22 protein-coding genes are annotated in these 19,683 nt (G+C 60.3%); 4 read left to right on the forward strand and 18 right to left on the reverse strand.

Annotated features, from left to right (window positions below; genetic code table 11):
• Together VGC33_RS16835 and hybG are read left to right on the forward strand one after the other, a co-directional pair.
• Positions 1-235 (forward strand): hydrogenase/urease maturation nickel metallochaperone HypA (locus VGC33_RS16835; RefSeq protein ID WP_331121921.1); only part of this gene is annotated, 235 nt, incomplete at its 5' end.
• 18 nt (positions 236-253) lie between these two features.
• Positions 254-538: a hydrogenase maturation factor HybG gene (hybG, locus tag VGC33_RS16840; protein ID WP_331121922.1), complete on the forward strand. Its 285-nt coding sequence runs from the start codon at positions 254-256 to the stop codon at positions 536-538.
• Here hybG and frdD read toward each other — a convergent pair.
• From frdD to VGC33_RS16890, 10 genes are all read right to left on the reverse strand, one after another.
• Complete coding sequence (gene frdD, locus VGC33_RS16845; protein WP_331121923.1) at positions 535-885, reverse strand: fumarate reductase subunit FrdD; 351 nt, start codon at positions 883-885, stop codon at positions 535-537. The two genes, hybG and frdD, sit on opposite strands and share 4 nt — an antisense overlap.
• Positions 886-898: 13 nt before the next feature.
• Positions 899-1,294, reverse strand: a complete 396-nt coding sequence (frdC, locus tag VGC33_RS16850; RefSeq protein WP_331121967.1) for a fumarate reductase subunit FrdC — start codon at positions 1,292-1,294, stop codon at positions 899-901.
• 16 nt (positions 1,295-1,310) lie between these two features.
• Positions 1,311-2,045 carry a succinate dehydrogenase/fumarate reductase iron-sulfur subunit gene (locus VGC33_RS16855; RefSeq protein WP_331121924.1) on the reverse strand — a complete coding sequence of 245 codons (735 nt, stop codon included), beginning with the start codon at positions 2,043-2,045 and terminating at the stop codon, positions 1,311-1,313.
• Complete coding sequence (gene frdA / locus VGC33_RS16860; RefSeq protein ID WP_331121925.1) at positions 2,038-3,843, reverse strand: fumarate reductase (quinol) flavoprotein subunit; 1,806 nt, start codon at positions 3,841-3,843, stop codon at positions 2,038-2,040. Before frdA ends, VGC33_RS16855 begins: the two co-directional genes overlap by 8 nt.
• Positions 3,844-4,210: 367 nt before the next feature.
• Entirely contained in the window at positions 4,211-4,516 is a 306-nt protein-coding gene (locus tag VGC33_RS16865; RefSeq protein ID WP_331121926.1) for a hypothetical protein, read from the reverse strand.
• A gap of 16 nt (positions 4,517-4,532) precedes the next feature.
• Complete coding sequence (locus tag VGC33_RS16870) at positions 4,533-5,798, reverse strand: PTS sugar transporter subunit IIC (protein ID WP_331121927.1); 1,266 nt, start codon at positions 5,796-5,798, stop codon at positions 4,533-4,535.
• Between the two features lie 50 nt (positions 5,799-5,848).
• A complete protein-coding gene (locus tag VGC33_RS16875; protein ID WP_331121928.1) occupies positions 5,849-6,148 on the reverse strand; it encodes a PTS sugar transporter subunit IIB in 300 nt (99 codons plus the stop codon).
• A 105-nt stretch (positions 6,149-6,253) separates the two neighbouring features.
• Positions 6,254-6,697: a PTS sugar transporter subunit IIA gene (locus VGC33_RS16880; protein ID WP_331121929.1), complete on the reverse strand. Its 444-nt coding sequence runs from the start codon at positions 6,695-6,697 to the stop codon at positions 6,254-6,256.
• Positions 6,698-6,932: 235 nt separating this feature from the next.
• Positions 6,933-7,469 carry a P-loop nucleotide/nucleoside kinase family protein gene (locus tag VGC33_RS16885; protein WP_331121968.1) on the reverse strand — a complete coding sequence of 179 codons (537 nt, stop codon included), beginning with the start codon at positions 7,467-7,469 and terminating at the stop codon, positions 6,933-6,935.
• A gap of 100 nt (positions 7,470-7,569) precedes the next feature.
• Positions 7,570-8,514, reverse strand: a complete 945-nt coding sequence (locus VGC33_RS16890; RefSeq protein WP_331121930.1) for a tagatose-bisphosphate aldolase — start codon at positions 8,512-8,514, stop codon at positions 7,570-7,572.
• A 233-nt stretch (positions 8,515-8,747) separates the two neighbouring features.
• Between VGC33_RS16890 and VGC33_RS16895 the strand changes: the two genes are divergently transcribed.
• Positions 8,748-9,680 (forward strand): sugar-binding transcriptional regulator, encoded by a 933-nt coding sequence (locus VGC33_RS16895; RefSeq protein WP_331121931.1) that lies wholly within the window; start codon positions 8,748-8,750, stop codon positions 9,678-9,680.
• Positions 9,681-9,779: 99 nt separating this feature from the next.
• Here the strand turns inward: VGC33_RS16895 and VGC33_RS16900 are convergent, their stop codons facing one another.
• Positions 9,780-10,988 (reverse strand): aminotransferase class I/II-fold pyridoxal phosphate-dependent enzyme, encoded by a 1,209-nt coding sequence (locus VGC33_RS16900; RefSeq protein WP_331121932.1) that lies wholly within the window; start codon positions 10,986-10,988, stop codon positions 9,780-9,782.
• Between the two features lie 200 nt (positions 10,989-11,188).
• Here VGC33_RS16900 and VGC33_RS16905 point away from each other — a divergent pair, with 200 nt between their 5' ends.
• Positions 11,189-12,475 carry a glutamine amidotransferase-related protein gene (locus VGC33_RS16905; RefSeq protein ID WP_331121933.1) on the forward strand — a complete coding sequence of 429 codons (1,287 nt, stop codon included), beginning with the start codon at positions 11,189-11,191 and terminating at the stop codon, positions 12,473-12,475.
• Here the strand turns inward: VGC33_RS16905 and VGC33_RS16910 are convergent, their stop codons facing one another.
• From VGC33_RS16910 to VGC33_RS16940, 7 genes are all read right to left on the reverse strand, one after another.
• Positions 12,476-13,396 carry a dihydrodipicolinate synthase family protein gene (locus VGC33_RS16910; RefSeq protein ID WP_331121934.1) on the reverse strand — a complete coding sequence of 307 codons (921 nt, stop codon included), beginning with the start codon at positions 13,394-13,396 and terminating at the stop codon, positions 12,476-12,478.
• Positions 13,397-13,549: 153 nt separating this feature from the next.
• Entirely contained in the window at positions 13,550-14,755 is a 1,206-nt protein-coding gene (locus tag VGC33_RS16915; RefSeq protein ID WP_414636950.1) for a M24 family metallopeptidase, read from the reverse strand.
• The gene (locus VGC33_RS16920) at positions 14,752-15,963 is read right to left on the reverse strand and encodes a mandelate racemase/muconate lactonizing enzyme family protein (RefSeq protein ID WP_331121935.1); all 1,212 of its coding nucleotides are present in this window, start codon (positions 15,961-15,963) and stop codon (positions 14,752-14,754) included. Before VGC33_RS16920 ends, VGC33_RS16915 begins: the two co-directional genes overlap by 4 nt.
• 9 nt (positions 15,964-15,972) lie before the next feature.
• Positions 15,973-17,136, reverse strand: coding sequence for a M20 family metallopeptidase (locus tag VGC33_RS16925; RefSeq protein ID WP_331121936.1), 1,164 nt, complete (start codon positions 17,134-17,136; stop codon positions 15,973-15,975).
• 52 nt (positions 17,137-17,188) lie between these two features.
• Positions 17,189-17,932: an amino acid ABC transporter ATP-binding protein gene (locus VGC33_RS16930; protein WP_331121937.1), complete on the reverse strand. Its 744-nt coding sequence runs from the start codon at positions 17,930-17,932 to the stop codon at positions 17,189-17,191.
• A 10-nt stretch (positions 17,933-17,942) separates the two neighbouring features.
• Positions 17,943-18,662: an amino acid ABC transporter permease gene (locus tag VGC33_RS16935; protein WP_331121938.1), complete on the reverse strand. Its 720-nt coding sequence runs from the start codon at positions 18,660-18,662 to the stop codon at positions 17,943-17,945.
• A 45-nt stretch (positions 18,663-18,707) separates the two neighbouring features.
• On the reverse strand, positions 18,708-19,526 hold the full coding sequence (locus VGC33_RS16940) for an ABC transporter substrate-binding protein (protein WP_331121939.1): 819 nt from the start codon (positions 19,524-19,526) through the stop codon (positions 18,708-18,710).
• Between the last annotated feature and the right edge of the window lie 157 nt (positions 19,527-19,683).

The following is a 19,683-nucleotide window of genomic DNA, read 5'->3' on the forward strand; positions in this document are numbered from 1 at the left end:
GTCGTGCATCGAGGAAAGCGCCCTGCGTTTTTCGTTCGGCGCCGCCTGCCGCGGCACGCTGGCCGAGAACAGCGCGCTGCACCTTGACGTGCGCCCGGCGCCGGCCTGGTGCTGGTCATGCGGCGCCGCCGTCGAGATAACGCACCATGGCGCGGGCTGCCCGCGCTGCGGCGGTCACGCGTTGCAGGTTAACGGCGGCGACAGCCTGCGCGTCAGGCAGCTGGAGCTGGAGTAAACCCCCTTTGGAGAGAATATGTGCATAGGCATTCCCGGAAAGATCGTATCCGTCGGGGCTGATATCCATCAACCTGCCTGTATCGAGGTCTGCGGCGTACAGCGCGCGGTCAATATCGCCCTGGTGTGCGAAGGCGAGCCCGCCGGCCTGGTCGGCCAGTGGGTATTGGTACACGTGGGATTTGCCATGAGCCTGCTGGATGAGGACGAAGCGCGCGAGACGCTGGCGGCGCTAACGTCCATGCAACTGGTCGGTCTGGAGCTGGATGAAATGCGGCGTGGCGACAGCCACGCCGGTTATTAAAAAATACCCACCAGCGTGACCACGGTCAGGATGGCCGCCAGTCCGTAAAACACCCATTTGCCGGCCGGCACATGGATTTTCAGGTCATGGGTACAGTGATGGATGCGGTGCAGCCCGCACCACAGCGGCAGGACAATCATCAGCAGCCAGAACAGGCGGCCGATCAGGGTGTGGCTAAACGCGAGCACGCGCGGATAGCTGAGCGCCTCGCCCGGATACCAGCCCAGCGGCAGCAAAAAGGCCACCAGCAGGATAATCACCGGCGCAACGATGGCGCTCCACATGCCGCCGGCGCCGAACAGGCTCCAGAAAACCGGTTCATCGGCGCGTTTTGGGTTCTGATTCATAGCGTTCTCCTGATTAAACGATGAGGGCCACGGCCAGTATCACCACCGTCACCACCGCGGTAACGCCCCATAACGTGGCGATAAACGGCGCCGGACCGACCTTTTCATCCTTGACGACCAGCACGGTGGCCTTGGGCGCCAGCTCAAACCAGGTTTTGGTATGCAGCAGCGCCGCCAGCAGCGTCAGCAGATTAAGCGCCAGCACCACCGGGTTTTGCAGGAAATGCACAAACCCGTCCCAGTTGGCCTCGCCGGCTTTTAAAGCGTACAACCCGTAGATAAGCTCCAGGCTGAACCAAACCGCCGGAACGGCGGTGCCTTCGCGCAGCATATAAAAGCGGTAGAATCCCAGCTTGCGCCACCAGTTGGCCGGCATGGCGCGGACGTAGGGCTTGCGTTTGGTTGTTATCATGTTAATCACTCCCTTAGCGAGGTTTCAGCATGGCGATCATAAAATCCTGGGTACTCGCCACTTTGCCCTGCTGAATGGCGGCGGCGGGATCCACATGTTTGGGACACACCTCCGAACAGTAACCGACAAAAGTGCAGCTCCAGACGCCGTTTTCGCCGTTCAGCTGCGCCATGCGTTCCTTTTTGCCATGGTCACGGTTATCCAGATTGTAGCGGTGGGCAAGCGTAATGGCCGCCGGGCCGATAAACTCGGGATTCAGTCCGAACTGCGGGCAGGCGGCATAGCATAAACCGCAGTTGATGCAGCCGGCGAACTGATGATATTTGGCCATCTGGGCCGGGGTTTGCAGGTTGGTGCCTTCCGACGGCTGGCGATTATTGCCGATGATATAAGGCTTGATCGCCTCCAGGCTCTCGATAAAGTGGGTCATGTCCACCACCAGGTCGCGCTCGATGGGGAAGTGGCCCAGGGCCTTGACCTTCATGCCGCGCGGATATTCGCGCAAAAAGGTTTTGCAGGCCAGCTTCGGCACATCGTCGACCATCATGCCGCAGGATCCGCAAATCGCCATGCGGCACGACCAGCGGAAGGACAGGTCCGGCTCCAGGTTATCCTTGATATATCCCAAGGCGTCCAGCAGCGAGGTTTGCTCGTCATAGGGCACGTCGTAAACCACGGGGTGGGGCGCCTGGTCCCGCTCGGGGTTATAACGCATCACCTCAAGCTTCAGCGTGTTTGTGTCAGCCATTAGCCTGCTCCTTATCCTTTTTATCCTGTACCGCGGCCGCGGCGCCCTCGCCGCCGTACATCCGTTTGGCCGGCGGCAGGGTGGTGATTTTCACGTCGCTGTATTCCAGGCGCGGCGCGCCGTCGGGATTATAAAACGCCAGGGTATGCTTGAGGAAATTCACATCGTCGCGCTCGGTGCAGCCCTCGTCGAGCCGCTGGTGCGCCCCGCGGGATTCCCGGCGGTTAAACGCCGAATGCGCCATACAGTCCGCCACTTCCAGCCCGTTGCCCAGCTCAATGGTGTAGAGCAAATCGGTATTGAATACGCTTGAGGTATCGGTAATGGCCACCCGCTTAAAGCGCTCTTTCAGCTCGGCCAGCTTATCCATGGTTTTTTGCATCAGCTCGGGGGTGCGGTAGATGCCGCAGCCTTCTTCCATCGACAGGCCCATCTCATCGCGAATGGCCGACCATTTTTCATTGCCCCGCTGGTCCATCAGGTTTTGCAGGGTGGTTTCCACATCCCGCGCCTGGGCGTCGAGCACCAGGTTATTGGCGGCCGACGCGCCGGCGGCGCTGGCCGCGGCCTGTTCGCCCGCCACGCGGCCGAACACCACCAGCTCGGCCAGTGAATTGGAGCCGAGACGGTTGGCGCCGTGCAGACCCACGGATGAACACTCGCCGACGGCGAACAGCCCGCGGATACGGGTTTCGCAGCTTTGGTCGGTTTCAATGCCGCCCATGGTGTAATGGGCGGTGGGGCGTACCGGGATCGGATCCTTGACCGGGTCGACGCCGACATAGGCTTTGGACAATTCACAGATAAACGGCAGGCGTTCCAGCAGTTTTTTCTCGCCCAGATGGCGCAGGTCCAGGTAGACCACGTCGCCGCGCGGCGTGGAGATGGTGCGGCCGGCGCGCCATTCGTGCCAGAATGCCTGGGACAGCTTATCGCGCGGACCCAGTTCCATATATTTGTTTTCCGGATGTCCCAGCGGCGTTTCCGGACCCATGCCGTAGTCTTGCAAATAACGGTAGCCGTCTTTGTTGACCATGATGCCGCCTTCGCCGCGGCAGCCTTCCGTTATCAGGATGCCGGAGCCGGGCAGGCCGGTGGGATGATACTGTACAAATTCCATATCGCGCAGCGGCACGCCGTGACGCAGGGCAATGCCCATGCCATCGCCGGTGACGATGCCGCCGTTGGTGTTATAGCGGTAAACGCGGCCGGCGCCGCCGGTGGCCATGACCACGGCGTTGGCGCGGATGCAGATCCGCGTGCCTTCCATCATATTGATGGCCACCAGTCCGCGCGCCTGGCCGTCGTCCACCAGGATATCCAGCACGAAGTGTTCGTCAAAGCGCTTGATCTGCGGATATTTCAGCGAGGTCTGGAACAGCGTATGCAAAATATGGAAGCCGGTTTTATCAGCGGCAAACCAGGTGCGCTCGATTTTCATCCCGCCGAAGCGGCGAACGTTAACCCGCCCGTCGGGCTTGCGGCTCCAGGGACAGCCCCACAGTTCCAGCTGGGTCATCTCCTCGGGGCAGTGGCGGACGAAATGATCGACCACGTCCTGTTCACACAGCCAGTCGCCGCCGGAGACGGTGTCATGGAAATGGGAGTCAAAGGAGTCATGATCCTGGGTGACGGCGGCGGACCCGCCCTCGGCGGCCACGGTATGGCTGCGCATGGGGTATACTTTCGATACCAGGGCGATGGTCATGTTGGGATGGGCCTGCGCGGCGGCAATGGCGGCGCGTAAACCCGCGCCCCCCGCCCCGACGATGACGATATCGGCGTTAAAGGTTTGCACTTTATTCTCCTGCTCATCGGACATTGCATTAAAATCAACAAAACACAGCGGAATATTCATTGACTTTAATAATTAAAATAACTGAATTCTTTTTTGTTAACTAAATTAAGCACAATAATTATAATTAGATTCTTCTACTGATGCCTTAATTCACTAAAGAATAATATATTCTGTATATTTAATAATGCGAGTGTGGATGAATATAGGTATGACGCAGATCAACAAAAAAGCAAAGTGAAATCATTTTGTTAAATCGAAGTGAAAGCGAAATAATTGGCGTTCAGCTCTGTTCGCGCCATGGGGTGGGAGGGGGTAAGGGTGGCGGCAGGCGTTAACCATGGCCTGCGCGCCATATCAGCGCCGGGCGTCAGAAGCCATAGCGGATCGCGTCCTTGCTTTGCTGCATCAGCGCATCGATTTTCTGGGAAAAGGTCTCAATGCCCGCGCTATCGCCGCGTTCCGAACATTGACGCCGTTTCAGGTTATAGGCCTTCATCAGCTGCGCCTGGGCGGGGCCGGGCTTGCCATAGCACGCGACGCTTTTTTCCCAACAGGCGATGGCGCCGTCCTCGTCCCGCTGCGCAAACAGGGTCTTGCCCAGCTCGTTAAGCGCCCTGGCGCGCTCTTTCGGCGCCAGATCCTGCGCCAGAATTGCCTCAATTGACGAGTCCATACCGCCTCCTTAGTGATTAATGGAAAAAGTTAAGAATGTGGCCGAACACCAGCCCGACGCCGATCACGTCCGAATCGCTGAATGTCACATTGGAAAAACCGTACTGGCCGAGCAGCGGCAGCAGCAGCGCCGGCAGCAGGGTAATGAACAGCCCATGGAACACGCCGCCGATTATGGCGCCCCGCCGGCCGCCCACCGCGTTGCCGAAGATACCCGCGGTGCCGCCGGCGAAAAAATTGGTCAGCATGCCCGGCAGGATCATCGCCAGTCCGATACTGGGGAACAGGAACATGCCGATAACCGAGCCGATAGTGGTGGAAATAAAGCCGATAATCACCGCGTTGGGCGCATAGGGAAACAGCACCGGACAGTCCAGCGCCGGGATGGCGTTGGGCACGATACGCAGCGCGATGCCGCGAAACGCCGGTACGATTTCCGCCAGCAGCAGCCTGACGCCGGCCAGCAGCACATAAACCCCGACCACGAACTGCACCGATTGCAAGAAGGCATACACCAGGTAGTTAACGCCGTTGGCGTAAGGCGCAATCACCGCGGGACCGGCGGCAATGGAGGGGATCAGATATACCGGGATCATCACCACCATCATGGAAAGATAGGTATCCTGCAGAAAGGAAAACGATTGCGGCAGCTCCAGATCCTCGGTGCTTTTGCTCACATCGCCGGTGAGCTTCGCCACGCCGGCCTGCACGATATAACCGATGGTGCAGAAATGGCCCAGCGCTATATCGTCCGAGCCGGTGATCTTGCGCACGATGGGCTGCGCCAGCACCGGCATGGCGACGGCCATGACGCCGGCGATCACCCCGCCGATGACAATTAATTCCGTTCCCCGCAGCCCGCCCATATAGCCGATAACCGAACAGACCGTCGCCATCCAGAGCGAGGCCTGGCCGGTAAGGAATATATATTTATAGCGCGTGAAGCGGGCGATTAGAATATTTATCACAAACGCCAGAACCATAATCAGGGCGGTTTCCCGTCCCAGGGTTTGTTGAGCGATACCGGCAATGGACCCCACGTCGGTGACCACGCCGCGCATGTGGAATCCTTTCTGGAAAACGTCGCCAAGAAAGTTCAATGCGGTAACGATAATATTGGCGCCCGCCAGAAGGACTAAAAAACCTAATAGCGTTTTCATGGTGCCGGTAATAACCTGGCCTGGGCTTTTCTTTAGCGCAATAAGCCCAATCATCGCGATCAATGATATGAGTATGGATGCCTGCCCAAGCACATCGTTGACAATAAAATGGAGGAAAGACATAATAAGTCCCCTGTAGGGTTCGCAATAATCGAATTATAATTAAATAGCGGTCAAGCCAGATAGCCTTTTGCTTGCAATACCGGCGTTAGTTTTTCTTTTATTTCGTTCTTATCAACTAATCTTTTAAGATAAATAATGGTGGCATTGATGGTGTAGTGCTGGAACTGCGAGCGAAAATTTTCACCGGTCATGATAATGTCCGCCCTGGTCGAGGTAGCGCTGGAAATATCGCAATGAGACAAATCAGCGGCTACGCCCAGATCTTTTAATGCCGCCTCAATGCTCATTTCACATGCAAAGCTGCTGCCCAGTCCTGCCCCGCATACCGCCAGAATTGATAATTTCTTCATAACAAAGGTTCCTTAGGTGATGATCTGTAGGTTAATCGCCGACGTCAGTGCCATCGGCAATAACGGCTGGTTTTTCATAAAGATCCATCTATGTTTATTTTTATCTCAGAATTGGCGAAGCAGGGCCAGGATCTCCTGTTCGTTTTGCGCCCGTTTCAAGGTGTTTACCGCCGCCTCATCGCAAAACAGTTTTGACAGGCTCACGATCATTTCGATATGTGAATGACTGTCGACCGCCGCCAGGGCAAATATGATATATACCGGATCGTTGTCCTCGCTGCCGAACGCCACGCCTTGTGAAACGATAACCAGGGAAAGCGCGGTTTTGATTACGCCTTCCTCCGGCCGGGCATGGGGCATGGCAATGCCTTCGCCCAGGACATAATAAGGACCGATTTGCTGGTGCATGGCGAAAATAGCCTGAAGGTACCGACTCTCGACCGCCTTCTGATCGATTAATGGCTGCACGGATAATGCCACCGCGCTTTGCCAGTCTTCCGCCCGATCAATTAATCGAACATTACTTTCATTAATCCAGTCCGTTAACATAAAGACCCTTCTTTTTTATGGCACTAGTATTATACTAGTATGGTTTCTTTAAATGATAAAAACTGTGATCTAAGTTTATCTATTTCTACCTTGTAGTAAATAATGACAACAATATGTTAATAAAATAATCACGAGCAGTGCTGTTGACATTCTTAATATCGTCGGAAGGCCATTTTAAAAAGGCAATCTTATATTATTTAACACCGGTGGCCGGTAATCTCCTTACAATAAGTGGTTATATTATTTTCGCCTGCGGCAGTTGATGTGCTATCCAGTCATATATGAGGTCGATGTCCGGCGGAGATTGTCGGTCCTGGTCGACGGAATATACCGGCCCTAATTGCATCGGCCCGGCGCGTTCCGCCAGCGTCCGCAGTTCGGCAATATAGTCGGCGCCGGGATGACCGGGCAGTCTTTCCCCGAGTCGGGCGAGATACCGGCCGGCGACCTGGTCGGCCGAAATCTGGCACCAGACCTCAAGCAGGCGCGTCACGCCCGCCCGCGCCAGGTAATCCTGCAACAATGCCTTTGGCTGGAAACCAAACCAGGCGTCGATAATAAAGGTGCTGCCCGCCGGGGCATCCGCCACAATGGACCATATCACCTGATAGCTGGCTTTACCCAGGGTGCGATTCAAGGTCCGATCCACACCCTCAAGGCGCTGCAGGAAAGGATTTTTTATGTCGTCCAGGGAAAGCTTGAGCCAGCCTGCCTGTTGCGAAAGACGTTTGGCGAGGGAGCTTTTGCCGGAGGCGGGAATACCGTTGACCATGATAATCCGTTTGCCTTGTTCCCCGGCCCGTTGCCCATGAAGCGACACCTCGGCGTTGTTTGCCTGGGATAACCGGTCGATGCCGTGCGTCCTGCTCTTGTCAGACATGTTTTACCTGCCCGGCCCGCGCGTTGTCGTGTTGCCGGCCCGCGTGGAAATATTGTTTAATCACCGCCTGCAGCTCATTGAGCCGTGGAATGGCCAGGGTTTCCAGTTTTTCCCGGGTGGCGCCCCGATCCAGCGAAATACAGTCTTTCCATAACGAACGGCCCGCTATCACCCCGGAGGCGCCTTTGCTCATGGCGTGCTGTACCTGGGTAAGAAAGGTGGCGTGGTCGACGCCGGCGGAGAGCACCGCCCACGGCACTTCACCGGCAAGTCGGGTGATGTCGGCGCAGGCCTGTGGCGATCCGGGGTAGGGCAATTTCAATACCTTGGCTCCGCATTCAAGGGCGATTCTGGTGCCGCCGTAGATAAGTTCAGGAATTTTCCGTTTAAATTCCTCGTCGGTTTCATCATCGAGTTTATAGGTCAGGAACTCAACCACCAACAATAAATCCTCGCGGGTGAAATCCTCGATGCAATGGCGCAGGATGTCGATATTATGCTGGTTCGCCCCCTCGCGATCCGCGCGCAAATACACCATGATTTTGCCGCCGGTGGCGCCCAGTTCGCGCACCCGCCGCGCGCTGATATTCTCAGCCAGCCGGGAAAGGCGGTAGCCTTCCGGCGTGGTGTCGAATCCGGAGGCGTCAAGGCCGATAAGCAGCGCCGTGTCGCGCGCTATAATACCGTCATCCACCAGCTGCGGCACGGCGCAGACCGGATCGACCAGTACGCATGAGGCTTGGCTTGCCAGATAACGGGTGATATCGGCCTTGATCTGCCCCAGCTCCCGTTCTGAAATCTGCGCCTGCCGGGCGGGATCGCTCGATAGCAGGCTGCGCATGGCACCTCGCTGATCGCAGGCGATCACCATCATGGCGCCGTTGCTGCCACAGATTTGCTGATAGCTGCGTAATTCTGAGGTGGACATTTTTGACATGAAACTCTCCTTAACATGAAATATATTACAGATGAAAAACGCTGTTGTAGCAGATACCCGTTACCGTCATCGTCTTTGATTAATGGGGAGAAAAATGCGCCAATCCAGCGGTTTATAAGGGGTTTAACCCCCCTGGCGGATTGCAATTTCCAGCATATTGCGCAATAATTCCCCCATCGACAGAATGAGTGTAATACATTACAGAAAGGAATTTCAAGCTGAAAGAGCCAATTTTGCAAGATCTTGCAGCCACGCGCGCCATGATGCATATGGTGGCGAAGCTGCACTATGAGTCCGACATGCCCCAGGTGGAGATTGCGCGCAAGTTCAATGTCTCCACCGCCACCATCTCGCGGCTGCTGAACAAGGCGCGCGCCGCGGGCATTGTGCGCATCGAGGTGGTGGCGCTTTCTTCGCCTGAGAATATGACGGCGGATCTGATTAAGCGTCTGGGATTAAAGAAGGCCTTTGTGGTGGATGCGCCGCCGGCCAACGTGCTGGGCTCGCTGGCCGCGCCGCTTTCCAGGCTGCTGGAGCAGGCGGGGCTGGGCGCCGGCTCGGTTCTGGGCATCGGCTGGGGCAGGGCGATACGGGAAGTGACCCTGGCCGGCATGCCGCGGCTGCCGGGCACCTTGACCGTGGCGCTAAACGGCGGCATGCAGCAGGCCGCGCCGCATTTCCAGATAACGGAGTTCGTCAGGCGCGCCGCCGAGCAGCTCGAAGGCAAGCCCTATTTCCTGCATGCGCCCTATATCTCCTCCGCCGAGCTGCGCGATGCGTTTCTCGCCGATCGCAGCGTGCAGGATATTATTTCGCTATGGGACCGGCTGGATGTGGCGATCGTCGGCATTGGCCTGACCCATGCGCCGAAACCCGGCGAATCCACCACCGCCACCGCCGATGAAAAGACGCTGAGCCGCGCCGCCGGCGACGTGCTGCGCCATTACGTTGCCGAAACCGGCGAGGTGTTGCATTGGGAAGGGGAGGCGCGGATGATTGCCGCCTCGCCTGAACAGCTCAGGCGCACGCCGCTGACCATCGGCGTGGCCGCCACGCCGGAAAAGGCCGCCGGCATTATCGGCGCGGTGCGTTCGGGCATGATCAACTGCCTGGTGACCGATGTGAATACCGCGCAGGCCATACTGGATCGCCTGCCGGCGGCCTAGCCGGTTTCGGCCCGGGCCGCCGCCGGGAGTTTTACCGGGCGGGGAAGGGATAATGCGCGCCCCGATATTCGGGGCGGCCGGGGGAATATTCCCGCAGGGTTAACGTAACGCCCGGCACGCGCGGGTGATACGTTCACAGGCCTCGATCAGGCGCCTATCGTCTATGGCGTAGGCGATGCGCAGGTAGGGCGACGCGCCGAAGGCCGAACCTTGCAGGGTGGCGACATGGGCGGCGTCCAGCAGGTAGGCGGCAACGTCGCCGTCGCTGGCGAGCGTGGCGCCGGCCGGCGTTTTTTTGCCGATTATGCCCGAACAGTTGGCAAACACATAAAACGCGCCCGGCGGCTCGGCCGCATCCAGGCCGTCGATGGCGTTGACGCAGTCCATGATTATGGCGCGGCGTCTCGCCAGGGTCGCCATCCAGTCGTCCATAAAGTCCAGGCCCTGCTCCAGCGCCGCCACCGTTGCCGCCTGTGAAATGGAACTGGGGTTGGACGTGCTTTGCGATTGCAGGATCTGCATGGCCGCCACCAGCCAGGCCGGACCGCCGGCATAGCCCAATCGCCAGCCGGTCATGGAATAGCCTTTCGACACGCCGTTCACCGTCAGGACACGATCCCTAAGCCTGGGCTCCACCTGCGCCAGCGTGGCGAATTCGCCCGGCGCATGGCAGATATGCTCGTAGATATCATCGGCCATCACCAGTACCCGCGGATGATCGAGCAGTACCGCGGCCAGCTCCTGAAGCTCGGCGCGTGAATATACCGCGCCGGTGGGGTTGTTGGGGGAGTTCAGGATAAGCCAGCGGGTTTTGGCGCCGATGGCGGCGGCCAGGTCGGCCGGCCGCAGTTTCCAGCCCCGGTCCTCGGCGCAGGGCACCAGGCGGCTTTCACCCTCGGCCAGCGCCACCATATCCGGATAGGAAACCCAGTACGGGGCGGGAATAATGACCTCATCGCCGGCCGCCACCGTCGCCAGCAGGGCGTTGAAGATGAGCTGTTTGGCGCCGCTGCCCGCGATAACTTCCTCAGGCGCGTAGTGAAGGCCGTTTTCGCGGCCGAATTTGGCGATAATGGCATTTTTCAGCGCCGCGGTGCCCGACACTGCTGTGTATTTTGTATCACCTTGTACAATCGCGTCGACGCCGGCCTGCTTGATGTGCGCCGGCGTTTCGAAGTCGAGTTCGCCTTCGCCAAGATTGATAACATCCTGTCCGGCGGCGGTTAGCGCGCGAACCTGGTCGGAAATCGCCGCCGTAGGCGAAGGTCTGGCCCGGCGTAAGCGAGGCGCAAGTAATTCGGTTGACATCATTTCCCCTTTATCAGAAATAATAAAATTGTATTATGTGATACAATAAAATCAATTTAAGCTATCACGTCCACACCCGGATTGACCACTTTTTTTGCCGTCTTTATGCCATCATTCAGCGGTGGCGACGGCGCGAGCGTCCGGACTTAAACCGGTTTCCTGCGAGGCCGGCCCGGTTAACTGCTACAGGACTTCCAGCCATGACATTGATTTTTGTTGCGCACGACACGCCGGAACCGGCGCTCCACGGGGCCATGGCCGCCATCCTGGCCGCCCGGCTGCGCCTGCCGCTGGCCCATCTGGCGCAGGAGTGGGATCTGGCGCTTTATCCCGATGCCTGCCAGCACGCGCCTGCCGTCGGTCCGCTGGTCGCCAGCGGGCTTATCTGGCAGGAACGCCTGGGCGTTCAAGGCGCCGGCGCGGCGAAACATTGGTCCGAACTGCCCGATGTGCCGTCCGGGCAGGATTGGGTGATACCGCTCGGGCCGGCGCAGTTGGCCGAATTGCCGGCGCGGCTGCGGGCATTACGCCGTCTCGCCGTGGACTATCAGCTGGTGCGCGTGACGCCCACCGCCAGGGGGCTGGTCTTTACGCGCGACGGCGCCGCGCAAACCGCCTGGGGAGAGTGGCGACGCGACGGTTATGGCCGCTGGATAGCACAGGACATCGCGCCCACCGCCGGCCGGTCTTCCGGCATGGCGACGGGGGAGGATATGCCGATGGCCGATACCGCGCCGGCCATGGCGCCCGCGAACGCGTGTCCTGGCGACGGTGCGCCGCTTTGCATCGCGCTGCTCGGCTCGCGGCGGGATCAGCTTGATGCCTATCCGGCGATCGCGGCCGCGATCGGCGACGCCGCCGACGCCTTGTCTTTGAGGGTGGATATCATTTTCGCCTCGCCGCAGGAACCCTGCGCGCATATCCTCGCGCGCGCGGACGGCGTCCTGTTGCCCGGCGGCGCCTCCATGGCCAACGTGGCCGGGCAGATTGCCGCCGCCCGTTATACGCTGGATAACGGTATTCCCACCCTGGGGTTGTGCCTGGGCATGCAAACCATGACCACGGCGGTAGCCCAGCGCATGCTGCGTTCCACCGACATCAACCTGGCCGAAGCCGACCCACTGGCGCCGGTCAAATCCTTTATTCCCCTGCTGGACACGCCCGGGCTGCCCCGGCACCGTCTGGGCGATCGGGTCATGCTGAGCCGGCCGGGCAGCCGCATGCACCGGCTGCTCGGCCAACGGTCGGTCATGCGCTATAACCACCGCTTCCAGCTTAATCCGGCGTTGAAAGCGGATCTGGAGCGGTATGGCCTGCGCATCAGCGCCACCGATGACAGCGGCGCCATCGCCGATGGCATTGAATTGACCGACCATGATTTTTATCTCGGCGTCCAGGGCCATCCCGAGCTGTCGTCTTCCCCCGGCCGGCCGCATCCGCTGCTGACGGCGTTGTTAACGGCGGCGGCGCGGCGGCGGGAGGGGTAGCTACTTCAGGGTCACGCCGGCGCGCGGATCGTCGGCCAGGCGCGCAAGCTCGGCCGCCACCTGGGCGATGACGTCCGCCTCAAGATCGATAAGCGGCGCGCGCACATGGTGGCCGTCGAATCCGCGCAGGTTCATGGCGGCCTTGACCAGCTGCGGCTGGCCGTGGCGGCGGGCCAGGGCGCGGTAGGGATACCACAGCTGGTGCAGATCGCGGGCGGTGGCGGCGTCGCCGCGCTCAATCGCGCGATAGGCGGCCAGGATGATTTCCGGCAGCGCGCAGCTGTTGGTGCTGCTGATGCCGTCGAAGCCGCACATCATCGGCCCGAGGAACGCCAGGTCGGAGGCGCAGAACAGCCGCAGGCGGCCGGCCAGCCGGTTGGCGATCTGGTCGATGGCGGTCGGGTTGAGATCGCCCTGCTTGATGCCCACCACACCCTCGATGTCCGCCAGTTGCTCAAGTACCGCCGGCGGTAGGGTAATGCCGATGCCCGGCGCGTTATAGACCAGGATGCCGGTGCGCGACAGCGGCGCCATTTGCTTAAAGAAGCTGACGATCTGCGCGTCGGTGACTTCGGAGACAAACGGCGGCGTAACCATCGGCAGGCCGCCCAGGTCGCCGGCAAGCGTCGTCAGGTCCCGCACCGTGCGCGCGTCGGACCCGGCGCTGCACAACATCACCGGCACCCGATCGCCCACCACATCCATCACCCGGCGAAACAGCAGGGCGCGTTCATCGGCGCTCATCGCCGGGAATTCACCATAGGTGCCGCCAATCAGCACGCCGTCGTAGCCCAGCGCGATGACCCGCTCGATATTGCGCGCAAGACCTACGAAATCAAACGCGCCATCGGCGGTAAACGGGGTGACGGTGATGTTAAAAATGCCGTGCAGGCGGGCCTGGCTTTCACTGATGTCTTTCATAAAAATGCTTCCTGTTCAATAAGAGAATGCCCGCCGCCCGGTAGCGTGGCCGGGCGACGGTTTAAGCAACGCCTCGCGGCGGAAAAAACGCCGGACGGGCAGGGCGCCGTCCGCGCGCCGGGCACGGGACGGCGGCCGGGGTCCGCCAGAGGATTACAGGCGGTAGAGCGGGCGATCCACCGACCCGAGCACCCGGTAGCCGGTTTCCGTCACCACGATGGTTTCGCTGACGCCGACGGTAAATTCACCGTAGATCCTGAGCGCCGGCGGGATATGAAAGGTCATGCCCGGGCGCAGTTCGGTGGTAATGCCGCTGTACAGGCTGAGGATCGCCCCCTCGCCCCAGTCCGGCGCGAATGACACGCCGATGGAATAGCCGGTGCGTTTTTTAAAGTTATCGGTATACCCGGCGCGGTCGATCACCTTTTGGCAGGCGATATGCGGGGCTTCGCAGGTCGCGCCGGGGCGGATGGCGTCCAGGGCCGCCTGTAGGGCTTCCTGACAGGTTTTTTCCATTTCCAGCGCCACGGCGGGCGGCTTGCCAAGCCATGCGGAACGCATCAGCGCCGCGTGGTAGCGGTCGTGGGTGGCGGCCATTTCCAGGAAAATAGGATCGCCGTCGGCGATTTTGCGCCGGCGCCAGGTGCCGTGCGGCACGCCGGTGCGCGGGCCGGAGGATACCAGCGGCTCCATGCCCATATATTCGGAGCCGGCGGCAATGGCGGCGCCCATCATGGCGGCAACCAGGTCGTTCTCGGTGGCGCCGGCCTGGATGGCGGCGCGCCCGGCCAGCATGCCCGCGTCGACATAGCGGGCGGCGTGGGCCATTTTTTCCAGCTCGGCGGCGGATTTCACCGCGCGCAGCTGTTCAATCACGCCCGCCGCGTCGTGAATCACGCCCAATTCGGCCTGTAACGCCTCATAAACGGCGATCGGCAAAAACCAGCCGCGTTTATCGATGCCGATGCGCCGTTGGGTCCAGCCGCGTTCCTTCAGAACGCCGAGCAGGAAATTCACCGGATTATCGCCGTCGGTATAAATGGCGGCGTCGCGGATAAAGGTATTGGAAATAAAATTGAAATACTCCAGCTGGCGGATCACAAATACCGGCTCGCCGTCCACCGGCAGCACCAGGGTCTGAAAGGTGTAATAGCCCGGGGTCTGCTGGCCGGTCAGGTAAAAAATATTCTCCGGGCTGGTGATGACCATCACATCCAAAGAGGCCTGGATCAGGAGCGCGCGCGCGCGCTCGATGCGCCCGCGATACTCCTCCTGGAGAAAGGCGGATTCGCCGCCCGGCACCACGCGGCCCAGATCGGGCAACGGGGTTTTGGTCACTGCTGTCGTTGGTGTCGTCATTTAATGAACTCCTGGATAAATTGCGCGCGCGCGGGGTCAAAACTGACCCCCAACCCGCACGCGCTCGGGCTGCTGACCAGCCCTTGGGAATAGATAAGACCGTCGACCGGGTCGTTGCCCAGCCCGTCGGCGCCGTACAGTTCGGCAAACGCCGGCCGGGCGGCGCAGGCGGTGTGCAGGGCGGCGGCGGTGGCGGCGGCGCCCTCGTTCATCTGACCGATCATAAAGGGCACGCCGGCGGCGTTAAGCCGCCGCGCGGCGTCGTAAGCCGGGCCGACGCCGCCCATTTTCACCAGCTTCAGGTGTGCCCATACCTTGCCGCCCAGGCCGATAATACGCGCCAGATCCGCCTCGCTGCTCATGCTCTCGTCCAGCATCAGCGGAATGGGGCTGGCGTCGGCCAGCGCCGCATAGCCATGGTCGGGATGGTCGGCATGGCCGTCGGCAATCGGCTGTTCCATATAGCTCAAATCATAGGATGCCAAGGCCCGCAGGCGCGCCAGGGCCTCGCTCGCCGGCCATTGGCCGTTGGCGTCCGCCGCCAGGTTGATGCCCGCGCCGAAACGACGGCGCAGGGCGGCGACGCGGTCCAGATCCTGGTCGAATCCGGCCACGCCGACCCGCAGTTTCAGCTCGGTAAAACCCCGATCCACATAGGTTTCGGCCTGTTGCAGCATCTGTTCGCGCGTGGACCAGAACAGCGTCTGGTTGGTGTGATAGCGTACCGGCGGTAATGCCGCGCCGGCGTCCACTGGCGCAATGGGGCTAACGCCCTGGCCGATCGCCGCGCCGGCGCCCGCAGATAACGCGATGCCCGCAGGGCGGTGATCCCCGGTCGTTTCACCGTCCAGCCAGCGGGCGACGCTCACCCCGGCCTGCCGGGCAAGCAGATCATGCAGCGCCATATCCAGCAGCATGCGTGTCGGCGCCAGGCTTCGGTGCGTCCGGCTATTCAGCGCGGCCAGCAGCCCGCGGGCGTCCAGGTCAAGATCGATAAGCCCCAGGACGCGAATGACATCGTCCAGGACCTGTTGCGGGCTGTAGCCGTTGAGGTAGGCGATATTCACCCGCACCTCGCCCAGTCCCTGGCGGCCCTGGTCTTCCAGCAGCAGGTAAAGTTCGTCAAGCGACGCCACGCTTCCCGAGGAGGCGGTATACAGACGCAAATGGGGATAGCGCAGCGCGGCGCGATATAATGTGGCTTTCACTGTGGCTCCTTAGCGGCTCATCATCGCCAGCGCCACGTCGCGATAGATAACGCTGGCGGCGATAAATTCATCGATGGGCACGAACTCATCGGGCTTATGCGCGTCGGCAAGCGACCCCGGGCCGATGACGATGCCCTTGGTGCCGAGACTGCGAAAATGCACCAGATCGCAACCGCCCTGAAAGCCGAACGGCCCCGGCTCCGCGTTGCCCTGGGCGCGGCAGGCGTCCAGGCCCGCCAGCACGATGGGGTCGCCGGAATCGGTTTCCGTCGCGCCGCCGGTGGTCGGCTTAAAGGTGATGATTTCGCTGCGCACGCCGAACTTATCGTGCGCAAGCGTAAGCAAATCGCGCAGCTCCTGCTTAACGCGCTCTTCGTCTTCGCCAGGCACCATCCGCCGGTCCAGCAGCAGCTCGCAGCTGTCCGGCAGCACGTTATCCGCATGGCCGCCGCTGATGCGCGTCACCGTCAGGCTGGCGGATCCCACCAGCGGATGGCAATGGCAGCGCACGCTGTGTTGGTGAGCGTGCTCCACCAGCCCCAGCAGTTGCGCCGCGCGGAAAATGGCGTTTTCGCCCAGCTCCGGCGTGCCGGAGTGCGCGGTGACGCCATGTACCCGCACCAGCGGACGCAGGCTGCCTTTATGGGCGGAGTAAGTGGTATTGGAGGTGGGTTCGCCGATGACCGCGTAATCGATTTTCGCCGGCGCTTCGCGCACGTAGAATTTGGCGCCTTCGCTTGCGACCTCCTCATCGGCGACAAAAATGCCCATCAGGGTGCCGCGCCAGCTGTCCGGATTGGCCGCCAGCATCCGCATGGCTTCAAGCATCGCCACCAGCGGACCCTTGGCATCGCAGGAGCCGCGCCCGTAGAGTTTGCCGTCGCGCTCGGTGAGCACGAACGGATCCTGGCTCCAGCCGGCGCCCGCCGGCACCACATCGATATGGGTGTTAAAGGCGAAGCAGGGACCGGGGCCGTTTTCCAGGCGCGCGATCACATTGGTCCGGCCCGGCAGGTATTCGCTAAGGGCCAGGTCAAAGCCGGCGTCGGCCAGCAGTCCGCTGATATGTTCGGCCGCCTCGCGCTCGCGCCCCGGCGGGTTTTCGGTATTGATTGCGACCAGCGCGGCAAGATCGCGTTTCATCCTGCCGATATCGGGCGATGAAAGACTCATCGACATCTCCTGAGGTGAATAAAAAGCCCCCGACGAGGGCGTAGGGTGGATATCAGTGCAATATCTGATCGAGGAAGCGCTGCGCCCGCTCGCTCACGTCGCCGCCAAAAAACTTCTCGCTTGGGGCGTTTTCAATGATTTCGCCGTTTTCCATAAAAACGATATGGTTGGCGGCGCGCCGGGCAAAGCCCATCTCATGGGTCACCACGATACTGGTCATGCCCTCGGCGCTCAGATCGGCCATCACGTCGAGCACTTCGCGGATCATTTCCGGATCCAGCGCCGAGGTCGGTTCGTCAAACAGCATCAGCCTGGGTTTCATCGCCAGGGCGCGGGCGATGGCCACCCGTTGCTGCTGGCCGCCGGACAATTCGTCGGGAAACGCATCGGCCTTGTCCGGAATGCGCACCTTGCCCAGCAGCTCCAGCGCCTGGGCCTGGGCTTCGGCGCGGCCGACGCCGCGTACCGTCATCGGCGCCAGCATGATGTTTTCCGCGGCGGTGAGATGGGAAAACAGCTCGTAGCTCTGAAATACCATGCCGATGTCCTGGCGCAGACGGTGCGGCTTGATATCGGCGTGGGAAATATCCTGGTTGCGGAAAAATATGGCGCCGCCTTGAATCGGCTCGAGCAGGTTGACGCAGCGCAGCAGGGTGGATTTGCCCGATCCGGAGGGGCCAATCAGCACCACGGTGTCGCCCTCGGCCACGTTAAGCGAGCAGTTTTTCAGCACATGCTGGGCGCCGAAGTGTTTATCGATGCCGATGATTTCAAGTACCGGTTTTGTGCTTTTCATCTACGTTCCCTCAGTGTGTCGCGCTGGTGGTGCCGCGCAACAGGCGTTCGGTGAATGACAAGGCGGGCTTCCTGCGTTTTTTCGGGTCGAGGTAGCGTTCAAGCCAGGCCTGTCCCAGCATAAAGAGGGTGGTCAGCACCAGGTAGTAGATACCGGCGGCGCACAGGGCCTCGAAATAGCGAAAGCTGGCGCTGGCGGTCTGGTTGGCTATCAGCAGCAGTTCCTGCACGGCAATCACCGAGACCAGGGCGCTGGATTTCAGCATGCTGATCATTTGGTTGCCCATCGGCGGCAGCACGATTCTCGCCGCCTGCGGCAGCACGATCTTGCGCATGATCTGACCGCCGGTCATGCCCAGCGCCATGCCCGCGGTGCGCTGCCCGCTGCGCACCGCCTGCAGGCCGGAGCGCAGGATTTCCGCCATATACGCGCCTTCGTTCAGCGACAGCGCCAGGATCGCGCAGGTAAACGCCGAAAAACGCACGCCGAATCCGGGCAGGACGTTATAGACAAAAATGATCTGGAACAGCACCGGCGTCCCGCGAAACAGCCAGAGGTAAAAAAAGGCCAGCCCTTTGCAGACACGCAACCGGGATTCCTGCAACAGGGCCAGCACCAATCCCATGATGATGCCGAAAAAAAGCGAACACACCGTTAACAGCAGGGTCATCAACGCGCCCTGCATAAACGCCGGTGAGAACAGGTACTGCCAAACAAGATCAAGGGACATGAACTTTCCTTAAACGCCGTGACCGGTCGGTAATCGTCTTTAAGATCAAAAAATAGCCACCGACGCGGGGAACCGCCATTTAGCGATCAATTTCTGGTAGGTGCCGTCGGCAACGAGTTGTTTCAGGCCGGTTTCCAGCAGGGTTTTCATCTGCTCATCACCCTTGCGCACCGCAAAACCGATATGCGTATCCGCCTCGAACTCATCGCCGGTGGTCTCGAAGGTATCGGCCTTTTCGCTCAGCAGCGCCACGGCGCCCGGCGTGGAGGTAAACTCGGCGTCGGCGCGATTTTGCGCCACCGCCACCGCCGAATCGGTGCCCGCCGGGAAGGTCATCACGTTAATGGCCGCCTTGCCGGCGTCCTGGCACTGTTTGCTGGTTACCCGCGCCTGGCTTTCCTCGATGCCGCCGAGGGTCACGGCGACATTTTTACCGCACAGCGACATGTCGCGGCCGGTGATCCCGGCCGGGTTGCCCTTGGCGACAATCACCCGGCTGCCTATTTTCAGGTAAGGCACAAACTCCACCTGCTCCGAACGCACCGGGTTGATATACATCGCCGAATTGATGATATCCACGCGTTTACCCTGCAGGGCGGGGATAAGCCCCTTGAATTCCATCGACATCGGCTGCGGTTTCAGCGCCAGCTTGGCGGAAAGCGCGTTGATCAAATCGATATCAAAACCGGTCATCTTGCCGTCCAACATGTATTCAAACGGCATAAAGGTGGCGGCGGTGCCGTAGGTCAGCTCGCCCTTGCTGATAAGCGCCGGCGCGGCGGCCTGGCTTATCAGGGGGGCGCCCAGACATAACGCGGCCAGGGTAACGACGGCATAGCGACGCAAAAACAGGTTTTTAGACATGTCAGGCTCCGGGGATGATAAGCGTAATTGCTCTTTGTGTATCATTAAATACAATTGATAGGGGTTGTCAAGGCTCTTTTTTGGTGCATTAACTGCACTATTTAGGGGCTTTGGCGCTGTTTTCCGGTGTTATTGTGTAATTGGATATTGTATAATA

The organism is Acerihabitans sp. (assembly GCF_036398755.1).
Classification (GTDB): Bacteria; Pseudomonadota; Gammaproteobacteria; order Enterobacterales; family Enterobacteriaceae; genus Acerihabitans.

Coding starts and splice junctions, on each gene's coding strand:
- VGC33_RS16935 (WP_331121938.1), bottom strand. CDS start 18,662: ATGTCCCTTGATCTTGTTTGGCAGTACCTGTTCTCACCGGCGTTTATG.
- VGC33_RS16875 (WP_331121928.1), bottom strand. CDS start 6,148: ATGAAGAAATTATCAATTCTGGCGGTATGCGGGGCAGGACTGGGCAGC.
- VGC33_RS16885 (WP_331121968.1), bottom strand. CDS start 7,469: ATGGTCAACGGTATTCCCGCCTCCGGCAAAAGCTCCCTCGCCAAACGT.
- VGC33_RS16925 (WP_331121936.1), bottom strand. CDS start 17,136: ATGAGTCTTTCATCGCCCGATATCGGCAGGATGAAACGCGATCTTGCC.
- VGC33_RS16865 (WP_331121926.1), bottom strand. CDS start 4,516: ATGGACTCGTCAATTGAGGCAATTCTGGCGCAGGATCTGGCGCCGAAA.
- hybG (WP_331121922.1), top strand. CDS start 254: ATGTGCATAGGCATTCCCGGAAAGATCGTATCCGTCGGGGCTGATATC.
- VGC33_RS16910 (WP_331121934.1), bottom strand. CDS start 13,396: ATGAAAGACATCAGTGAAAGCCAGGCCCGCCTGCACGGCATTTTTAAC.
- frdD (WP_331121923.1), bottom strand. CDS start 885: ATGAATCAGAACCCAAAACGCGCCGATGAACCGGTTTTCTGGAGCCTG.
- VGC33_RS16915 (WP_414636950.1), bottom strand. CDS start 14,755: ATGACGACACCAACGACAGCAGTGACCAAAACCCCGTTGCCCGATCTG.
- VGC33_RS16890 (WP_331121930.1), bottom strand. CDS start 8,514: ATGTCAAAAATGTCCACCTCAGAATTACGCAGCTATCAGCAAATCTGT.
- VGC33_RS16855 (WP_331121924.1), bottom strand. CDS start 2,045: ATGGCTGACACAAACACGCTGAAGCTTGAGGTGATGCGTTATAACCCC.
- VGC33_RS16870 (WP_331121927.1), bottom strand. CDS start 5,798: ATGTCTTTCCTCCATTTTATTGTCAACGATGTGCTTGGGCAGGCATCC.
- VGC33_RS16905 (WP_331121933.1), top strand. CDS start 11,189: ATGACATTGATTTTTGTTGCGCACGACACGCCGGAACCGGCGCTCCAC.
- VGC33_RS16880 (WP_331121929.1), bottom strand. CDS start 6,697: ATGTTAACGGACTGGATTAATGAAAGTAATGTTCGATTAATTGATCGG.
- VGC33_RS16940 (WP_331121939.1), bottom strand. CDS start 19,526: ATGTCTAAAAACCTGTTTTTGCGTCGCTATGCCGTCGTTACCCTGGCC.
- VGC33_RS16900 (WP_331121932.1), bottom strand. CDS start 10,988: ATGTCAACCGAATTACTTGCGCCTCGCTTACGCCGGGCCAGACCTTCG.
- VGC33_RS16930 (WP_331121937.1), bottom strand. CDS start 17,932: ATGAAAAGCACAAAACCGGTACTTGAAATCATCGGCATCGATAAACAC.